This window comes from Paenibacillus sp. FSL H3-0329 (genome assembly GCF_037963285.1).
Lineage (GTDB): Bacteria > Bacillota > Bacilli > Paenibacillales > Paenibacillaceae > Paenibacillus_AQ > Paenibacillus_AQ odorifer.
Genome location: NZ_CP150150.1, coordinates 6,499,272 through 6,518,386 on the forward strand (window position 1 = coordinate 6,499,272; position 19,115 = coordinate 6,518,386).

Annotated in this window: 14 protein-coding genes; 3 read left to right on the plus strand and 11 right to left on the minus strand. The window is 44.9% G+C overall.

From position 1 onward, the window contains the following. Nucleotides 1-34 precede the first annotated feature (34 nt). From NSQ66_RS28715 to NSQ66_RS28745, 7 genes are all read right to left on the minus strand, one after another. Nucleotides 35-673 (minus strand): ThuA domain-containing protein, encoded by a 639-nt coding sequence (locus NSQ66_RS28715; protein WP_036681964.1) that lies wholly within the window; start codon nucleotides 671-673, stop codon nucleotides 35-37. A gap of 206 nt (nucleotides 674-879) precedes the next feature. Next, complete coding sequence (locus NSQ66_RS28720; protein WP_076099693.1) at nucleotides 880-1,692, minus strand: uroporphyrinogen-III synthase; 813 nt, start codon at nucleotides 1,690-1,692, stop codon at nucleotides 880-882. A gap of 102 nt (nucleotides 1,693-1,794) precedes the next feature. Then, a complete protein-coding gene (locus NSQ66_RS28725) occupies nucleotides 1,795-3,798 on the minus strand; it encodes a methyl-accepting chemotaxis protein (RefSeq protein ID WP_179086353.1) in 2,004 nt (667 codons plus the stop codon). A gap of 230 nt (nucleotides 3,799-4,028) precedes the next feature. Then, on the minus strand, nucleotides 4,029-4,424 hold the full coding sequence (locus NSQ66_RS28730; RefSeq protein WP_339279505.1) for a transcriptional repressor: 396 nt from the start codon (nucleotides 4,422-4,424) through the stop codon (nucleotides 4,029-4,031). Nucleotides 4,425-4,515: 91 nt separating this feature from the next. Next, a complete protein-coding gene (locus NSQ66_RS28735; RefSeq protein WP_094901291.1) occupies nucleotides 4,516-5,613 on the minus strand; it encodes a Ger(x)C family spore germination protein in 1,098 nt (365 codons plus the stop codon). Next, complete coding sequence (locus tag NSQ66_RS28740; RefSeq protein ID WP_094901293.1) at nucleotides 5,610-6,710, minus strand: GerAB/ArcD/ProY family transporter; 1,101 nt, start codon at nucleotides 6,708-6,710, stop codon at nucleotides 5,610-5,612. Before NSQ66_RS28740 ends, NSQ66_RS28735 begins: the two co-directional genes overlap by 4 nt. Further along, nucleotides 6,710-8,068, minus strand: coding sequence for a spore germination protein (locus tag NSQ66_RS28745; RefSeq protein WP_076105040.1), 1,359 nt, complete (start codon nucleotides 8,066-8,068; stop codon nucleotides 6,710-6,712). The genes NSQ66_RS28740 and NSQ66_RS28745 overlap by 1 nt, the downstream gene beginning before the upstream one ends. A 159-nt stretch (nucleotides 8,069-8,227) precedes the next feature. Here NSQ66_RS28745 and NSQ66_RS28750 point away from each other — a divergent pair, with 159 nt between their 5' ends. From NSQ66_RS28750 to NSQ66_RS28760, 3 genes are all read left to right on the plus strand, one after another. After that, nucleotides 8,228-9,775: an FAD-dependent oxidoreductase gene (locus NSQ66_RS28750; protein WP_038573688.1), complete on the plus strand. Its 1,548-nt coding sequence runs from the start codon at nucleotides 8,228-8,230 to the stop codon at nucleotides 9,773-9,775. A gap of 148 nt (nucleotides 9,776-9,923) precedes the next feature. Beyond that, complete coding sequence (locus NSQ66_RS28755; RefSeq protein ID WP_036681981.1) at nucleotides 9,924-10,643, plus strand: 3-ketoacyl-ACP reductase; 720 nt, start codon at nucleotides 9,924-9,926, stop codon at nucleotides 10,641-10,643. Between the two features lie 1,063 nt (nucleotides 10,644-11,706). Continuing rightward, nucleotides 11,707-12,018, plus strand: a complete 312-nt coding sequence (locus tag NSQ66_RS28760; RefSeq protein WP_339210974.1) for an antibiotic biosynthesis monooxygenase — start codon at nucleotides 11,707-11,709, stop codon at nucleotides 12,016-12,018. Nucleotides 12,019-12,473: 455 nt separating this feature from the next. Here NSQ66_RS28760 and NSQ66_RS28765 read toward each other — a convergent pair whose 3' ends face one another. The 4 genes from NSQ66_RS28765 to NSQ66_RS28780 form a co-directional block, all read right to left on the minus strand. Further along, on the minus strand, nucleotides 12,474-14,699 hold the full coding sequence (locus NSQ66_RS28765; RefSeq protein WP_036681987.1) for an MMPL family transporter: 2,226 nt from the start codon (nucleotides 14,697-14,699) through the stop codon (nucleotides 12,474-12,476). Nucleotides 14,700-14,910: 211 nt separating this feature from the next. Next, a complete protein-coding gene (locus NSQ66_RS28770; RefSeq protein ID WP_076099696.1) occupies nucleotides 14,911-16,809 on the minus strand; it encodes an ABC transporter ATP-binding protein in 1,899 nt (632 codons plus the stop codon). Beyond that, complete coding sequence (locus NSQ66_RS28775; protein WP_036681991.1) at nucleotides 16,806-18,566, minus strand: ABC transporter ATP-binding protein; 1,761 nt, start codon at nucleotides 18,564-18,566, stop codon at nucleotides 16,806-16,808. The genes NSQ66_RS28770 and NSQ66_RS28775 overlap by 4 nt, the downstream gene beginning before the upstream one ends. Then, complete coding sequence (locus NSQ66_RS28780; protein ID WP_063829808.1) at nucleotides 18,559-19,005, minus strand: MarR family winged helix-turn-helix transcriptional regulator; 447 nt, start codon at nucleotides 19,003-19,005, stop codon at nucleotides 18,559-18,561. Before NSQ66_RS28780 ends, NSQ66_RS28775 begins: the two co-directional genes overlap by 8 nt. Nucleotides 19,006-19,115: the final 110 nt, after the last annotated feature.

Consider the following 19,115-nt stretch of genomic DNA (forward strand, 5'->3'; position numbering starts at 1 on the left):
CTGTGTACGTATTTCAAAAAAAACACAACATTCCTTAGTTAGTGACCGGAATACGGGCAGCCCAAGTAGCCGCCTGTAGAATTAGTTTACGTAGTGCCGGATGACGGAAGGAGGGTTCATGATGACCAGGCATTAGGAATACTACTCGTCCTAAACCGTAGCTATGGCACCATGCAGCTGGAATCCATTGACCCTCCGATTCATATTGAAGCAGAATAGTCCGCTCTGTGAACGGGTCAAATTCAAAATGATATGGCTCCTCATCCAATTGGAAATCTTCCACACCTTCGGTGATGTCATGCTCCAGCACCTTGAAGTTCATCGGTTCGTAAGCCGTGTGTCCGTTAAAACGACCCCCTATTAGCTGAGCAAGCTCGTTACGTTTCGTCAACGAAGCTCCCGTATGAAGAACAATGAGTCCTCCTCCTCCACTTACATAGCTGAGCAAACCAGCCGTTTGTTGAGGGGAGACTGTTTCGTTCCACAATTCATTGTAAGCGATACATAGGTCATAACTTGCTAAATGCTCAATGCGCATTAATTTTTTATTTTCTGAACATTGCACGGTTAATAAATCATTTAAGATCTCGCTAATTTGTTGGTCCACTCCTTGAAGTGGATGAAACCGGGGATGGGTGTAATCACCAAGTAATAGACATTTTCTCTTGTCCATGGGATCCTCCTCCTTATTCGTTGTTATTATTCGTCACATGTTGCCTATATTCTAAGGAAAACTGCCGCGAATGTCCATGCAGATGGCAGGTATATTGCTCTTTGGACTTATTTTTCCCGGGTAAAAAAGCATCCCCGGCCATGATAACAGGCGGGAATGCTTCTGTGTGATAACGTCATTCGTGTAAAGCTGACGCAACTTGTGACTTAGCGATTCGCCGCCACATATTTGCCTAGCTCTACAATCATGCTTCCCATCCGTTCATGCTCAGGCATAATGATACGCTGTACGCCCTCTTCTTTAAGAGCCTCAGAGGTAATCCGCCCTACAGAAACAGCAAGCACTTTATCCTCGAAAGACTTCAGCATTTCGTCCAGCTTTCCCTGTTCCCGGGCAAATTGACAGAGGAAACGAAACTGTGGTGCACTCGTAAAAGCCACGGCATCAATTTTGCCTGATATGATTTCTAGAAGCAATCTTTCCAGTTCGCCCGGCTCAGGTGGGGTATGGCGATAAGGCAACACTTGGCGGGTAGTAGCCCCAGCCTCCTGCAGCCATGCAAGCATATGAGGAGCTGGATCTCCGTGCAGCTGAAGAACGACTTCTTTCCCCTGCAAATTCAGGGATTGAAGCCCACGAATCAATCCGATTGTACTTCCGTCGTCGTCACGAATCTCCGGCGTAAGTCCTCTTTTTTTCAAAGCATTCACTGTCTTATAACCCCGTGCGGCAATAATAGAACCAGAAAGTACTTCTAAGAAACGTTCTTCGATCCCCATTCGCTCAGCCATATCGAAGAGAGCATCAAGTCCCATCCCTGTAGTCAGGATCGCCAAGTAGGGAGGCTGATTGATCCATGCATTCAAACCTTCCTGCAATGCCTCATCATCAAGAAATACAGTCCCTTGAGCAGGTCGGCATACTGCCGTCCCCCCCATATTCTGAACCAACTTGGCCATTTCTTCCGATTTGCGTGGCCCCGCCAAGGCGACAGTGAACCCTTTTAATTGCTCTGCCATTTCCTATTATCTCTCCTCTCTCCATTGCCTAACCCAACATTATTGTTTATCAGTATACTTGCAAAGGAGTTGAAAAGGGAAGATAAAAAGCCGGTTCTCCTATCAGAAATCATTCTTATTGCCAGAAGCGTGTATCTTAAAGCGGCTCGCCAGCTTTTGCAGTTCTTCTGCAAGACGGCTAAGGTCGGTAGACGAAGAGGCCATCTCCTCTACAGAATCAAGCTGTTCTTGTGCGGCAGTTGCGATAGTTTCCGTATTCACAGCCGCCTCTTCCGATATGCCGCGAATTTCCCCAATAGCCTTCTCCATATGATTAGACTCCACCAATAAGGTCTGCACAACCCCGCCCATGGCTTCAATCTTCTCCGCGGCACTCTTTACTGCTCTTCGGATACGGGAGAAAGAACGGCCGGAAGTATCCACAGCCTCAATGCCTTCGGATACACGCTGTCTGGTGTCTTCCATCGTATGAGTTACCAGCAGCATTTCACTATTAATAGCGGTAATCTGCTCGGCAATCAAATGTGCGGATCTCTCTGATTCCTCTGCCAGCTTACGCACCTCGGCAGCAACCACCGCAAATCCACGCCCTTGTTCCCCGGCTCTGGCTGCCTCAATGGAAGCATTGAGGGCCAGCAGATTGGTCTGGCGGGCAATCCCTGTGATAACGCCAACAATACCCTCAATTTGACTGGTTCTCTCATTCAGTTTGTCAATTACACTGCCTAGCTCTCCGACCGTTTCATGGATACCATTGATTTTGTCCACTACGCTGATAACCGAATCATTGCCTTCTGATGCTGAGAGTGAGGTCTTGTCCATCATTGTAGATACTTGCTCCATATATGTGGAAATCTGCTCGACCTCGCTGGCTGTAGCAGCAGTGCTCTCCATTCCTTTTCGTACACTAACCACCTGTCGCTCCGTCCCTGCTGCTACGTCCTGAATCGCTATGGTTACCTGCTCAATCGTTTGGGCAGTCTGATCCGCACTAGCCGTCAGTTCTTCCGCTGAGGAGGATACATTGCTTGTCATCTCCTGCACGCCAATAATCATCTCGCGCAAGCTAATCACCATTAATTGAAAATTCTCTGCCAGCAGCCCTATTTCATCTTTACGGAAAACACCCATGTCTTCCGACAGATCACCTTTGGCTATCACTGCAGTTGCTTTCCGCAGCCGGAAAAGCGGTCTCAAAATCGATTGAATATTAAAATAGATCACAACCAGCGCAAGCAGAACGGAAACTACAATAACAAGCAGAGCTGTATCGCGGATTCCACTAGTTGCTGAGTTAACCTCATCAATGCTGATCGTACCTCCGATTCTCCAACCCGTCAGTTCATTGACCATAAAGGTCATCTTTTTGGACGTATCCTTGAAAACATAATCGAAGACCCCTTGTTCTTTCTCGAACATTTTCTTTACAAAATCATCGGACGATTCCTGCCCGATAGCCTCTGTAGGGTGAACTAGAAACTTCTTGCTGTTATCAACGATGAGGATATAACCTTCCTTCCCTACCTTAATTGAGGTCAGCTCCCCTAAAGTAGACAGGTTGAGATTCATTGTGATCACCCCATCACCGCCCTTAAGAACCGTTGATATCGCAATCGCGGTTTCCTTATTTACGGTTTGAAAAGCAGGAGAAATCACAGCCCCTTTCCCTTGCTTCAGAGAATTAATATAGGCGCTTTCCTGCCTTGGATCATAACCCTCCGGCAGCTTAGCATCTAAAGCATGAATAGCCTTGCCATTGCTTGTACCCACATAAATGTCCAGTACATCCGGATGCAGCGCCACATATTCCTTCAGTCTGGCTTTTACAGCAGAGGAAGTCCCCCCAGATCCCTCACTGTTGATCCCCTCAGATGAAAATTCCGCGGCAAAATAAGAAATCGCATCTATTTTGGATTGAATATTAGAGTTAATGATTTCATTTACGGCCAGCACACTTTCGGTAGCATTGTTCACCAGTTGATCTTCCACTTCCTGGCTGGCAGCTTGATAGGTTCGCCAGCCTATTATAATACTGGGCAGCAGCAGTATTATTAGATATGTAAGAATTAACTTGGTACGGATAGTCATACCCGCATTTTTTTTCATAGATGTCATCATCTCTCTCTCATCTGAGTCTTAGGCAAGGATACATTTACCAGACTTAATATATAATTTTATATCTGTTTTAGGAACCGATTTTCCTCCTATCTTTCTTCGTTTTTCTCATTTTTTTTGAGAATTGTCATATAAATGCAACAAAAAAGGCCGCCTCAATGAAAGCGGTCTCTTCCGATATACTTATTATTGCCGTAGCACAGGGCTCCGGCACCTCTATCCTAATTATTCTTTTTGTTCTTACAGTTCGGGCAGACGCCCCCAAATACTACATGGGCATGACCAATGGTATAACAGGTATCCTTGGCCACTGTATCCATCCATTCACGCGGAACTTGATTCATAACCTCATCTACTGCTCCACAAACCTCACAAATGATATGCTGGTGATCATCCATACGTGCGTCATATCTGCTGGCAGCTTCACCAAGCTTAAGCTCACGAATCATTTGTTTATCTGAAAGATAACGCAGAGAGTTATATACAGTACCGTATGCTAAGCTATGTCCCTGCTCTACTAGCCGATTCATCACTTCCGCAGCAGTAGGATGGTCATGTGAATTAAGGACGATATCGTAAACGGCTTGACGTTGGGAGGTCAAATTTAGACTTTTCATTCCTATCATCCTCTAACTTATTTTTAGATCAAGTATAAATCTTGTAGATGGGAACGTCAATCCCATTTTTATCCACATGTTACTTTACAAGCTACCTAATCATTCCTGAATATTTAATATCTACATCAGCCTTCACTTGGAAATCAAGTTTAGAATAGAGCTCCTTCCACACTTTCATTTCCGTATCGTTATTAAAGTGTCTTGCTCCATAATGCAGCCCCCAACCAAAGGGATCAAGGCCACTTGCTTGAATTTTGGTCAGCAATGCTAAGATATCCTCTTCCAGTTCTTTTCCCCCAGCAACTGCAATTTTCTCCAGCATGCTATGAGTCACCAGATCTGGGCTACTACTCTCTTCGAGAATACCTTTTATCTTAATATGATAACGAATAGTAGCTTTCCCTTGCTCTGGTGTCACGATTTTATAGTGCGAGGATGACCTCTCTGTGTAATATTGAAACATAATTCCCTCGGAATGGGCGGGTAAGTTAGTCCGCAGATTCGGGCGTGACAGCAGATTATATAGCCGGGTCTCATTTGGCGTAAGAACCATTTTGATTTTCTCATTATTCAGCAGAGCAATTTTATCAATTAAAAACTCCTTTTCCCCTTTAGTCTCGATAATCGGCAGGATCGGATCAATACCCTCCTCAAAAACATTTCTCATCAGCTGATAGGAATACACACTAGAAATAAATGGAGACTCCGTACCTTGTCCACTCATAGCCAGGATAAGAGAATTCGATGGGATACGCTCTGATTCGGGTCTTACCTTCAGCACTTGAAGTGCTTCCGGACGCCCTATTGCAAAATTAATAATAAGCTGTATATCTCTACGTCGCACGGCCCAATCCATAACATGGAGAATATCTTTACGGGCAACCTCCTCCCCCAAAATAATTGATTTACAATGGGAGTAATCAAGCTCCTTTTCCACTCTGGATTTCATTCTACGGAGGGCTTCCGAAATGCTTGGAGACTCCTCCGTCAAGATCTGCATCTTCTCATCAATCTTGGTAACATCCCCCTGAGGGATGGCAAGCTTTAAGCTAATCTTAAAATTCCCTTCTTCTGCACCTTGGTCAACGCCGATTGCTAACACGAAAATCCGCAAATCAATCTCCTTGAAGTCACAACCAGGAAGAAGAAAGAGTAAGGTAATCCCAATTCCAGCAAGTACTCTTCTCACAGCTTCCCCCTCCTAACTTTGCGATAACAATAAAACAGCAGAGCGATGATGAACATCTCACCAAACCAGCGAATTTGCAGAAACCAGGCACCAAACATGTTAAGCTGATATTGATCCAGCCCCATTAAGGACAGAACCATCGCGCTAAACAAGCTTAGAATGCCCCACTCTTTCCAGCGTTCTGCTTTTGGGGAATGTTTTTTTACAGATGAAAGGGCACCTTTAAAAAGCTCTAAACCTCCATGCCAATGAACAATTACACTTACCAGAGACAAACTCAAATAGGCAAAATAAAAAATAAACAGCATCCGTTCAATAATAAAGGATTCCATCCGAATACTGTCGGCCGTCGAGAACCATGTATACACATGTTTATCAATAGCAACGGTTCCGAAATAACCGATGGGAACTAACAAAGTCAAGAGCAATACGAACAGTCCCTCCACCCCTAAAATCCAGACATGCTTCAGCTTCAGTCCATGAAATACCCGATTAAATATGGCCAGGTTTAAGTAACCACTAAACGAAAAGGTGGCCGCCGAAAGGCTCATTAGGTCCGGCTTATGCCAGAAGTATGTAGTGACCTGCAGAACAGAATCCCAATTGAAGTCCGGATTGATTAGCGCTTTTACGAGGCCATAAATAATTAACGGTAAGGTTACGCTGAGAATGATTTCAAGCCCATACAAGAGTGATAAAGAATCGAAGCGACAGCAGATGCAGACCAAGACTAAAAAACTGATCACAACCGTATAGGGATTCGAATCCGGACTGATAAACCGCAGCGTGATATCTACAAAGGAAAGCAATGTAACTCCCCCGGCCACACACCATAAGCCAGCAAAAAGGACCAATAAGATTCTGGCTAACTTCTTAGGAAGCAAAGAGTCAAATATTTCCGGAAATCCCTTGCCGGGGAATTTAGCAATCAGTACAGTAAATATATAGACAAACAAAGTGCCCAAGATCGTTCCGATTAGGATGGACATCAAAGCACCACCAAAACGTCTGTCTATTAGTTCCCTTGGAACAAAATTAATGATGTTGATCAGGCTGTTCATCAGAAAAAGACAGTAGAAATAACGGCTTTTGGCCATCAATGCTCTCCACCCTTCTTCTTGCCGAGATTATCGAGAAAAAACAATCTGAAATAAGGTTGTCCGAAGCTGCGCTGTTTGCATAAATACATGGCAAATCCCACGACACAGACCACTACCCCAACCAATCCTAAAAAAGCTGCGGCAAAAAGAAAAATATACTTCAGCACACGTATGGACAAGCTCATCATATTCAGCGGAATTAGAAAATTGGATATCGCAACAGCTGAAACCAATATAATCATGATATTCCCTACAAGTCCTGCTGCCGTCGCTGCCTGCCCCAAGATAAGCCCCCCTACAGTTGTAGCCGTTGGACCAATCGCCTTGGGGAGCCGTAAGCTCGCCTCAGTCAGAAACTCCATCATCATGAGCATTAAAAGCACTTCCACAAAAGATGGATAAGGTACTGTTGCACGACTACCCGAAATAAGCAGTGCAATCTGCACCCGAATAATTTCGGGATTATACGAGGTGAGGGTTACATAGAACGCAGGCAGCCAAAGTGTCATGCCTACACCGATAATCCGCAAAAGCTTCAGAAAACGCCCCACGATAGGAAATTGGATTTTATCATCCATCGATGTGAAAAAGTCATTAAAAATAGACGGCAGCACTATCGCATAACCCGTAGTATCAAGCATTATCGCTACTTTTCCTTCAGACAAATTAAACACAACCCTGTCCGGTCTTTCGGTGATAATGGACTTCGGGAGTATTCTTAATTTATCACTGCTTATAAACTTCTCAAGTTCGCCTGTAGCCTGCAAAATATCAACCTTTAACGTCCCCATTTTCTCACGTAATTCCTTTAAAACATTCTTATCCACCCGACTGTCATCGTATAGAATCGCTATCTTTGTTTTGGAGACATCGCCGATGACCATGGTCTCCATTTTGAGATTGGTGGATTGATATCGCCGACGAATCATGTTCATATTCACTGCAATATCCTCAGTTAGTGCATCTGAAGGTCCCTGAGAAATGCTTTCTGCAGATGTTTCATTAACCCCACTAATCTCCGTATTCATAGCATCAAAGAAACAGAACGTATCCTTCAAGCCCAGAAGAATATAACCGCTGAGCAAAAGCTCGATCGCTTTATCTCTCGTAGTCGCCTCTTCACTGCCCGGATACGTCATAATGTAATTTTGGTAAGCGTTGATATTCTCCATCTCATAGAACGGTGTGATTACATTTCGGCTGAGGATCTGCGAATCCGCAACGCTTTTGATATAAAGTAGGTCGACCTGCCCAAAAGAGGTAACGATCGTCTTATCGATTAAATCCGCGAACCCGTTCAGCTGGTCTTTGATCCATTCCAGAGAAATATTGTCCTTATCCTGTTGAACTGACATGGAACATCATCCCTCCTATTTGTCCTTTACGTCCCGGTTCCCCCCTTATTTTGGCACTGTTTCTTTGAATTCATGCACTGCACAATTGAACGGGGAGTTTCTTTTCACAGGACTGTGGTAATAAATGAGATGAGGATTGTACAGATGGAGGGATAATAGATGGACCGAAACCGTAAGATAACGCAAAGTCTTCCACAATTTCCGGAATCATTATGGAGAGATACCACGGATTTACCGACTTTTCCAAAGCTGGCTGAAGATATTTCTACAGATGTGGCAGTGGTAGGCGGTGGAATTACAGGCATTACAACAGCCTATCTCCTCAGCAAAGCAGGCTACAAAGTCACGCTCTTGGAAGCAGGGGAAATTCTAAGTGGCACTACGGGTTTTACCAGTGCAAAAATCTCAGCACAGCACGGGCTAATCTATCATCATTTGATAAAACATTTTGGGCAGGAACAAGCCCGGCTCTATTATCGTTCGAACAGCGAGGCTATGAATTGGATCCAGAATACGGCTGAGGAACTTGAAGTATCCTGCGGCATGAAACATGAGGCAGCTTTTCTGTACTCGGATGCTGAAGATCATAAGACGCTTAAACAACTGGAGGAAGAGTATAAAGCCTATGAACAATTGGGTCTGCCCGGAGAGTGGCTAGATAACGTCTCTATCCCTCTGATGGCCAGTGGTGCCATTAAATTACCAGGACAAGCCCGCTTTCACCCGCTGCAATATCTGAAGGGCCTGCTGAAGGTCATTCAGGATAAAGGTGGCGTAATCTATGAGCATACGATGATGGCAGATAAGGTGGAGAAGAACGATAAGCTTACGCTTTTTACTGAAAAGGACGAGTATCGGATCACCTGCCGCTACGCCGTTTCAGCTTCTCATTTCCCCTTCTACGATGGAGGAGCATTATATTTCTCGCGGCTGCATGCTGAACGTTCCTACTGTCTGGCGATCCAGCCTGAAACGGATTTTGAGGGTGGAATGTATCTAAGCGCAAGCGAACCCACCCGTTCTCTGCGTGCAGTAGAGTGGGAAGGCAGGAATCTGGTCATTGTCGGGGGAGACAATCATAAGACAGGCCAAGGCATCTGTACGATAGGACATTATGAGAATTTGGAGCTATTCGCAGGAAATCTGCTCGGCATCAAAACAATCCCTTACCGCTGGGCAGCACAGGATTTAATCACCCTAGACAGAGTGCCCTACATCGGCAAGATTTCGGACAACGAAGAGATTTATATCGCTACAGGTTTTGGAAAATGGGGCATGACAAGCGGTACGCTGGCTGCACAGATCATCTCGGATCAGATTCAGCGCAAAGATAATCCGTATACCGAATTGTACGATCCGTCCCGCTTCAAAGCTGGCACCAGCCTAAAAAACTTCATCGTGCAAAATGCCAATGTGGCAAAAGAGCTCGTGGCGGGCAAAGTGGAAATCGTCCATAAAAAGACAACTGATTTAGAAGCTGACGAAGGGGCCGTTGTGTTCCATGATGGCAAACGTGTGGGAGCTTATAAGGATCCAGAAGGTAAACTTCATCTGGTGGATAGAACCTGTACCCATATGGGCTGTGAATGCGAATGGAACAACGGGGATCGTTCCTGGGATTGCCCTTGCCACGGCTCCCGTTTCTCCTACGATGGCGAAGTTTTAGAGGGCCCTGCTTCGGTACCGCTGACGAAACTCCATGAATAATACTTTTCATGAAAAGGCAGTTCGGATTCATGAAAAATTGCAGTCCCTTTTCTAAGGGGCGATTGTAATTGCCCTATAGCATTCAGGTATAATAAGACTTGAATGAAGCAGCTGCTTCAAAAAAGTTTGAAGGAGAGTGACGATAGAGATGGATTTGAGAGGAAAGAGTGTTGTAATTACTGGTGCAGGCAAAGGGATCGGAAAAGCCTTGGCTATGGCACTGGCTAAGGAAGGTGCTAATTTAGGCCTGATCTCCAGAACTTCAGGTGATCTCGAAGCGCTAAAATCAGCCTTAACGGAAGTATATGACGTTAAAGTCAGCATTGCCGTGGCCGATATCGCCGTACGCGAAGAAGCTGAACGTGCTGTTGCTTCCCTGCAAAATGAGCTTGGAGCATTTGATGCATTAATCAACAATGCCGGGATTGCAAAATTCGGCACTTTAGTAGAAATGGACCCTGCAGACTGGGAACGCCACATCCAAGTTAATCTCTACGGTACTTATTACGTAACTCGTGCTGCGCTGCCTGCGATGATTGAGAAAAATGGCGGAAATATCATCAATATTTCATCCACAGCCGGAGAACGCGGCTTCGCGACAGGTTCTGCTTATTGCGCATCCAAGTTCGCTCTCATGGGCATGACCGAAGCCCTCGCACAAGAAGTGCGCAAACACAATATCCGCGTCGTAGCTTTGACTCCTAGCACCGTCAACACTGGTCTAGCTTCCAATGCTGGACTTAAAATCGGTGACGAAGACCGCATGATGCAACCTGAAGATGTTGCTGAATTGGCACTGACAGCTTTGAAGCTGCCGGATCGCGTCTTCCTAAAAACAGCAGGACTGTGGACCACCAATCCGCAATAAAATCGCGCTGGACGCGTAGGGAGCCGGATGATCTGGGGTGATTGCACTAGTGCAATAGAATCCCACTAGTCGAAGGTGAAACCTTGGGTGATTGCACTTTGTGCGGGATAACGCCTCAGGCTTGCTCTGCTCCGTTATCTAATTGCACTTTGTACAATAGAATCGCTCTAGACGAGGATGAGGCCTTGGGTGATTGCACTTTGTGCAATCAGTTTAGTGGCTCCCCTCCTTTTTAGGCGATTTGGGCTTGATTCTATTGTACAGAATGCAACAGACTGCCTTATTCAGATAACATTCAGGCTATTCTGTTGCACATTCTGCAATGCAACTTCATTTGGGGGCTTTATTAGGGAACTGGGACTGGAATTAGGTGCTAGCTGTAATGGTGGTTTTGAGTAAAAACTTTGGAGTTGGGTTGGCACTTTGGCTTAGAGTAACATTACGGTTAAGGTGGCACTTTACTTGCGGTAGTTGCTTTAACGTGCAGTAGTTACTTTAACTTGCTATAGCCACTTTATTTGCAGTAGACACTTTGATTTTTCGCAGGTACCTGAGTTTGCACAATACTTAACGTTTAAATAGATAATAGTTGCACTTTGTACATCTATTCAGCGCAATTAGAGGAGAAATCATACTTTAGTTGCACTCTATACAGTTAAAAGAAGGCTATTCTCGTCGATTCACCAGATTCGCACAAATTAGTTGCAGAGAATACACTTATTCGATCGTTTCTGGTGTGACGGATAATTTAAGTGTACAAAGTGCAATTAAGCGCCCGCGTTCTTGTGTCTTTTGGAGTGGTCTTTTATTTTGTTAGTTGGTTTGTGGTTTGTGTATTGTGTTCTGTGCCTTGTACCTTGTACCTTGTACCTTGCGCCTTGTCCTTGTGTCTTGTGCCTTGTGTCATATACCATTGCTCCGTACTTTCGGGTGTAATGTGCTTTTGAGAATCACGATGTTACCTTGAGATCTTGATACTAATTTCCGAGGTTCTCATGTTATATTATTTCGATTCACAATGTCCTGAGAATATACTAACTTTCTGATCGGAGGTTTATCTATCATGCTGGTAGTAACTAATACTATTAAAGTAAAAGAAGGTCATGGCGAAGCTATTGCTCAACGTTTCGGAGGAAATAATGGTGTACCGGATATGCCTGGTTTTGTACGTATGGAGGTATGGCGCGGAAATGCCAAAGAAGGTATCGAGGAATTAAAAATCTGCACCGTATGGGAGAATGAGGATGCGTTCAAAGGCTGGACCTCCAGCGAGTCCTTCCGTCAGTCGCACCGTGGTGCTGGTGGTAATGACGCAATCCTGGGTGCTTCCATCGATAAATATGAGCTAATGATCAGCCGCACGCCTGGTAACTAAGTATTAGGACTAACCAATCGGAGTTGTAGCTAGATTGGACCAGCAGTGTGTACGGGATTGTTGCCCGATAAGCACAGTAACTAATTAACTATTACTGCTAGGTTAACCGTTGCAACGAGCTAATTGGCTTTACCTCCTGGCTAACCAATGCAGCGCGCTAGTTAACTCTTACCGCCGGGCTAGCCAATACAGCGGGCTAATTATCTTTACCTCTTGGCTAACCAATGCAGCGGGCTAATTAACACAGTTATCGCTTCTAAATGCTAATTGCTACAGTAAAAACTTAGAGTAATTATCGTCCAGCAGACTTATTGATTAGCCTATTAGATACAGGTCAGTTAGTTGGTACAAGCAGCACTATTATCCAGCGATGTCCTGGACCTAAGACTAAACAAACAGGGATGTCCGGAGCCAATATGGCTCTGGGACATCCCTGTTTGTTGTTTATAAACTCATTATTTACTTACATCTGGCTGAGGAGTCTCCACCTCTTGATGTTTACCCGGCCAGAACGACCAACGACCAAAGAGCGTCGTAATAGCTGGTACAAGGAACGGACGCACCACGAAGGTATCCAACAGAACACCAAGAGCGGTGATGATACCGAACTGCACAAGCACCTGAATCGGCAAGCTTGCCAATACAGCAAATGTACCTGCCAGAATGAGGCCCGCAGAGGTAATTACCGAGCTGGTCTCATTCACACCTTCCGCGATAGCCTGCTTAAGCGGCATGGTTTTACGCTTTTTCCAGATATTCGAGATCATGAAGATGTTGTAGTCTTCTCCAAGTGCCACCAAGAAAACAAAGGAATACAGTGGGATCGCTCCCTGAATGGCATCAGCTCCCATCACATAGTGAATGATAATCCAGCCTAAGCCAAGCGCTGAGAAGAAGGAGAGAATAACGGTGCCGACCAGATAGATGGTGGCCACTATTGAACGCAGATATATCAACAACAGTAAGGTGATCATTCCGATGACCACGGGGATAATCAGATCGGTATCCCGATCTCCAATCTCTTTAGTGTCGTGCTGTGTTGCCGTCTGTCCGCTTACCCACACATGATCCGCAGGGTTCGCAACGTCTACATCGATTAATGCCTGCTCTGCGGTAGCAAGAAGGGTAGGAATATGCCCCATCGCTTCTAGTGAATAAGGATTGCTTTTAAATTCAATATCAAAACCCACAATATCTTTGTTTACTGCCCCCTGCTGCGGATCGGAAACCGTGTCCACATAGGTAAGTCCGCCAAGAATGACCTTTAGATCCTCTCCACTCGCTTTTCCTTGGGTATCAATAATCAGCTTCGCTGGAGCCAATTCTCCGGGAGAGAACTGTTTGCCAATAAGGTCGAACCCTTCGCGGGACTCCATATTTTTAGGAAAAGAGGATAGGATATCATACGTAAATTTGATGCCACTGGAGAATGAAGCCAGAATCCCCAGGCCGATAACGGTCACACCTACGATAGCCCAAGGCCGGGTTACTACCAAGCCGCCAATGCCCTTTTTACGGGAAACCTTGGGTTCAGGAACAGGTTTGCCTTTAGCCTTAGCCCGTTCTACCTCCATTTGCGGTGTGCGCGGAATGAATGGGAAGAACGAGGTCCGTCCGAAGATCGCCAGCAGTGCTGGTACGAGGGTTAGACTGGCAATTCCCATGATGAAGATCGACACGCTAAATGGAATGGCAAAACGATGATAAGCTCCATACTTAGCCAGCAATAATGCGAACAGCGCGAGCACGACGGTGAAGCCGCTCATAGCAATTGCACCTGAAGATTCGGTAATGGAGCGAAGAAGGGCACGACTCTTGCTCTCCTCTACCTTCAACAACTGCCGGAACCGTGAAATCAGGAACAGACAATAGTCCGTACCAGCTCCGAATAACAAAACGGTCATAATCGAGATCGCCTGTGAATCCACTGTGATCCAGCCTTCTTGCGCCATTTTTCCAAGAATCGGGCTAGTTACGCCATAAGCGAACCCAACCGCAATAAGCGGAATAAACGCCAATATCGGCGAACGATAGATCACCAATAAGAACACCAGAACAAGCATAACCGTAGCAATTAACAAGGAAACGTCTGCGTTTTTGAACAGCCCTGTAGCATCTATGGAGATGCCCACTGGACCTGTAACACGTAAACTCAGGTCTTTTCCATCTACCTTAGCAGCAGAGGGGTCTCCGCCCGTCTCCGTGTTTATGATCTTCTTCATTTCTGTCACAGCTTCGCCGAGCTGATCACTATCTGCCGTTTTATCAAAAAGCACTGGGGTTACCAGCGTACTAAGATCCTCAGATAACGAGGCTTGTAATGCTTGTGGCGGCAGTTGTCCTAATGGTGGAACAAAATTCTGATGGGGCAATGGTTGCTGCTCCAACTTCTTGTACACAGCAGTGATATGTACTAAATCATCTTGTGAAAGCCCACCTTCTCTATGCCATACGAGCAGCGCCGGCACTCCACTTCCACTAGGGAATTCTTGTTCTGCAATAGCTGCTGCCTGTACCGATTGTGAATCATCTGGGAGGTTAGGCGCATTATTAGCAACCTGAGAATTCACTGCAGGCCATAACAGGGTAAGTGCACCTACAAGCACTATCCATACGAGAAGAGTAATCCACTTCGTCTTTTTTCCTGCCACCCATTTTCCGTAGCCTGACATTCCCTTCATCCTCTCCTTTACCTTGCAGCCTTAAAAATGAGCCGCGGGTCATTTTTTATTCTATCATATATATGCTTTAATTTTTAATCAAACTTTTTTTATTTTTCAGAAAAATTAAAGCACCTCATCACATATAAAATACCCCTCTCTTCACATAAAAAATCAGCATCATGTGAAAAGAGGGGTTTATGATTAACTATACTTTTTTCTTCACTTCAATTTAGCCTACGTCCAAATCCCCTTCAGAGAACTGACTGTTATAGAGATCCGCATAGAATCCGCCTTGTGCCAGCAGTTCTTCGTGGTTGCCTTTCTCGATTACACTACCTTGGTTCATGACAAGAATGAGATCCGCATCACGAATCGTCGAGAGACGGTGGGCAATAACGAAGCTTGTTCTGTTTTGCATCAGCGCATTCATCGCTTTTTGAATCAGCAATTCAGTCCGTGTGTCGACACTGCTCGTTGCTTCATCAAGAATGAGGATCGATGGATCAGCAAGAATAGCGCGAGCAATAGTAATCAACTGCTTCTGTCCTTGTGAAATATTAGAAGCTTCTTCATTTAACACCGTATTGTAGCCAAGCGGAAGTGTGCGGATAAAGTGATCAGCATGCGCAGCCTTGGCCGCCCGCACCACATCAGCTTCTGATGCACCTTCACGACCGTAAGCAATGTTATCACGAATCGTACCGTTGAAGAGCCAGGTATCCTGAAGCACCATACCAAATTTACTGCGTAGGTCACTCCGTTTCATATCGGTAATGTTGACGCCATCAATGATAATTTCCCCATCGTTAAGCTCGTAGAAGCGCATCAACAGGTTAATCAAAGTGGTTTTACCAGCACCAGTAGGACCGACAATAGCTATAGTCTGACCTGGACTAACCTCAATATTCATGTCCTCAATCAGAATAGCATCCTCTTTATAGCCGAATTTCACATGACGGAACTCAACGGAACCTTCCGGAGCACCTTCATCAAGCTTCACAAGTGTAGTATTAACTTCTTTGACTTCCTCTTCTTCATCCAGAAGTTCAAATACACGTTCTGCGGAAGCAATGGTGGATTGAATAATGTTAGCAATATTAGCCGTTTGTGCAATCGGCTGGGTGAACTGACGTGAATATTGAATGAAGGCTTGGATATCCCCGACATCAATCATTTTTTTAGTAACAAAAATACCACCCACAACACAGATAAGCACATAACCCAAGTTACCGATAAACATCATAAGCGGCATAATCATACCCGACATAAATTGGGAGCGCCAGCCAGAATCATATAGCTTATCGTTTATTTCATCAAAATCTTTAAGCGACTGCGGTTCGCGGCCGAAAGCTTTAATAATCCGGTGCCCTGTATACATTTCCTCTACATGACCATTCAACTGACCAAGCGATTTCTGCTGTCTCACAAAATAAGTCTGCGAACGTTTGGAGATCGCCATAATCACAATAAAGCTGAGTGGCAACGTAGTAATCGTGATTAAAGTCAGCCATGGGCTGATGGTAAGCATCATCACAATAACACCAATAATAGTGACGATTGAGGTAATCAGCTGCGTTAAACTTTGCTGCAACGTGGTACTGATGTTATCCACGTCATTCGTAGCACGGCTGAGAATTTCCCCGTGTGTACGGGAGTCAAAATATTTTAAAGGTAAACGCTCTAGCTTGCTGTTGATCTGCTCACGCATGTCATAAACTACCTTCTGCGCTACTCCAGCCATTACATATTGCTGAATGTAACTAAACAAAGCACTAAGCAGATACAATCCCGCGAGCAGGATCAGAATATCATTAATATATCCAAAATCAATGGAGGCACCCTCTACACCCATCAATTTGCCGTAAGCACCTTCGAACAGTTTGGTTGTAGCTTTACCCATAACCTTCGGACTGAAGATACTGAACACCGTACTGGCAATCGCCATAATTAGTACAATAATCAATTGAACCATACGTGGGCGTAAATATTTGATCAAGCGACGAAGTGTACCTTTAAAATCTTTAGCCTTTTCTGCCGGCATCCTCATTCCAGGACCGCCACCCGGTCCACCCGGACCTTTATGGCCGCGGGGAGCTGCAGGCTTATGTTCTCTGTTTTGTTCGCTCATGCTATTTCCTCCTCTGACAGCTGCGAGGATACGATCTCGCGGTACACATCACTGCTCTCGAGCAGTTCACGGTGAGTGCCCATTCCAGCAATTTCACCCTCATCAATTACAATAATCCGGTCCGCATCCATAACGGTGCTAACCCGCTGAGCTACGATCAATACGGTGGATTCCGTAGTTTCAGCTTTGAGAGCCGCGCGAAGTTTGGCATCTGTCTTGAAATCAAGAGCTGAGAAGCTATCGTCGAACAGATACACCTCAGGTTTTCTCACAAGCGCCCGAGCAATGGACAACCGCTGTTTCTGACCACCAGAGACGTTATTCCCGCCTTGGGCAATTTCCGAGTCAAACCCATCCTTCATCGCGGATACGAAATCGTAGGCTTGAGCCACCTTGGATGCATGAATGATTTCTTCATCCGTAGCATCCTCTTTACCGTAGCGGATGTTCTCATTAATCGTACCCGAGAACAATACTGCTTTTTGAGGGATGTAACCGATTTTGCTCCGCAGCTCTTCCTGTGTCATCTCACGCACATCCACTCCGTCTACGCGTACAGCACCTTCATTAACATCATAGAACCTTGGAATCAGGCTAAGCAGCGTAGATTTACCCGATCCGGTACCCCCGATAATTGCGGTAACTTCACCCGGACGAGCACTAAAGCTAATTTTCGAAAGTGCAGGCTGTTCTGCCCCTGGATAGGAAAAAGATACATTCTCAAACTCAACAAAACCACGTAAAGAATCGCGTCCGTCTTTTTTAGTAGCTTGAGCTGTTGTATGCAGTTCACTCTCAGTAGGATCTGTAAATTCAGGCTGCATATCCAGTACCTCATTGATACGCACGGCTGAAGCTGAAGCACGCGGAATTAACACGAACATCATCGATACCATAATCAGAGAGAACATAATTTGCATCGCATATTGGATAAATGCCATCAGGGACCCAACTTGCAGATCGCCGTCACCAATTCGAATTCCACCAAAATAAAGAATAGCAATCATAGAAAAGTTCATTACAATCATCATCAGCGGCATCAGGCCGGCCATGATTTTGTTGACCTTGATAGCTGTATCCGTAAGATCACGGTTAGCTTCGGTGAAACGTCTATTCTCATGATCAATCCGGTTAAAAGAACGAATAACACGAATACCTGTCAGATGCTCACGCAGCACCAGGTTTAATTTATCAAGCTTAATCTGAATGGCTTTAAACAGTGGCAGACCCTTCATCCCAATAAAGAAGATCGCCCCAACAAGTACAGGAATAACGACTACAAAAATCAATGATAATTTAGCATCTTCAGATACTGCCATGATGATACCACCAATCATCATCATCGGTGCCCCGATCATCATGCGCAACATCATAGTAAGTACGGTTTGAACTTGTGTAATATCATTTGTTGTACGTGTAATCAAAGATGCTGTACCTAACTTATCGAATTCATGCAGAGTGAAATTCTCTACATGATTAAAGACTCGAGCACGCGTGATTTTACCAAACCCAGCCGCCACTTTTGCCGATAAGTAACTGGCAATTACCGAACATAAAGCACCGCCACCTGCAACCATGAGCATGAAACTACCTATTTTCCAAATATAAGCGCGATCTCCTTGAACGATCCCTTTGTCGACGATGTCAGACATCAGAGTAGGAAGGTATAAATCACCCATGGACTGCAAAAATACAAGGATTAATACAGCACCAATAGCTACCCTAAAAGGCTTCAGTTGTTTAAATAATTTAATCAAGCTTCTCATCTCCGTTCATTTGTAGCCTATCCCAATCAGGTGGTGGATTATCCTCAACGTATTCATGTACCTTAAGCAATAGCTCAGTGAGCTGTTTAGTGTCTTTTTCGCCTAAGTGTTGTACAAGCTTATCAAGCATCACATCACGATAATGTTCCGCTTTTCGTGTGAGTTCTTTTCCACGTTCCGTCAATTTTACGCGTACAACTCTTCGGTCCGAAGGATCCGCGTGTCTTTCCACCATCTGTTTCGCTTCAAGACTGTTAATCAGCTGCGTGATGGTAGGAGGAGTGAATCCAAGTAGTCGGCTGATTTCAGACACCTTAAGACCCTCTTCATCAGAATGATTCCATTTTTCAATGCATATCATTAAAGTCATCTCACTTGGCTTGTGGCCCTCAACGCCCTTTTGCCATTGAGCTTTATGCAGGCGTTTCATCGCCGCAAAAAGCCCGTGTGCGACTGAATTTTCAGTATTTTCTGTATTTCCTCCGTTTATCCCAATTTCCTTCACCTCTATTTTAGTTAGGTCAACTAATTATTAAACAC

What these genes read in the sequence shown, in the direction of transcription:
- NSQ66_RS28730 (WP_339279505.1), bottom strand. Translation starts at nt 4,424, where the DNA reads ATGAAAAGTCTAAATTTGACCTCCCAACGTCAAGCCGTTTACGATATC.
- NSQ66_RS28725 (WP_179086353.1), bottom strand. Translation starts at nt 3,798, where the DNA reads ATGAAAAAAAATGCGGGTATGACTATCCGTACCAAGTTAATTCTTACA.
- NSQ66_RS28715 (WP_036681964.1), bottom strand. Translation starts at nt 673, where the DNA reads ATGGACAAGAGAAAATGTCTATTACTTGGTGATTACACCCATCCCCGG.
- NSQ66_RS28780 (WP_063829808.1), bottom strand. Translation starts at nt 19,005, where the DNA reads ATGAAACGCCTGCATAAAGCTCAATGGCAAAAGGGCGTTGAGGGCCAC.
- NSQ66_RS28765 (WP_036681987.1), bottom strand. Translation starts at nt 14,699, where the DNA reads ATGAAGGGAATGTCAGGCTACGGAAAATGGGTGGCAGGAAAAAAGACG.
- NSQ66_RS28720 (WP_076099693.1), bottom strand. Translation starts at nt 1,692, where the DNA reads ATGGCAGAGCAATTAAAAGGGTTCACTGTCGCCTTGGCGGGGCCACGC.
- NSQ66_RS28760 (WP_339210974.1), top strand. Translation starts at nt 11,707, where the DNA reads ATGCTGGTAGTAACTAATACTATTAAAGTAAAAGAAGGTCATGGCGAA.
- NSQ66_RS28740 (WP_094901293.1), bottom strand. Translation starts at nt 6,710, where the DNA reads ATGGCCAAAAGCCGTTATTTCTACTGTCTTTTTCTGATGAACAGCCTG.
- NSQ66_RS28755 (WP_036681981.1), top strand. Translation starts at nt 9,924, where the DNA reads ATGGATTTGAGAGGAAAGAGTGTTGTAATTACTGGTGCAGGCAAAGGG.
- NSQ66_RS28770 (WP_076099696.1), bottom strand. Translation starts at nt 16,809, where the DNA reads ATGAGCGAACAAAACAGAGAACATAAGCCTGCAGCTCCCCGCGGCCAT.
- NSQ66_RS28750 (WP_038573688.1), top strand. Translation starts at nt 8,228, where the DNA reads ATGGACCGAAACCGTAAGATAACGCAAAGTCTTCCACAATTTCCGGAA.
- NSQ66_RS28745 (WP_076105040.1), bottom strand. Translation starts at nt 8,068, where the DNA reads ATGTCAGTTCAACAGGATAAGGACAATATTTCTCTGGAATGGATCAAA.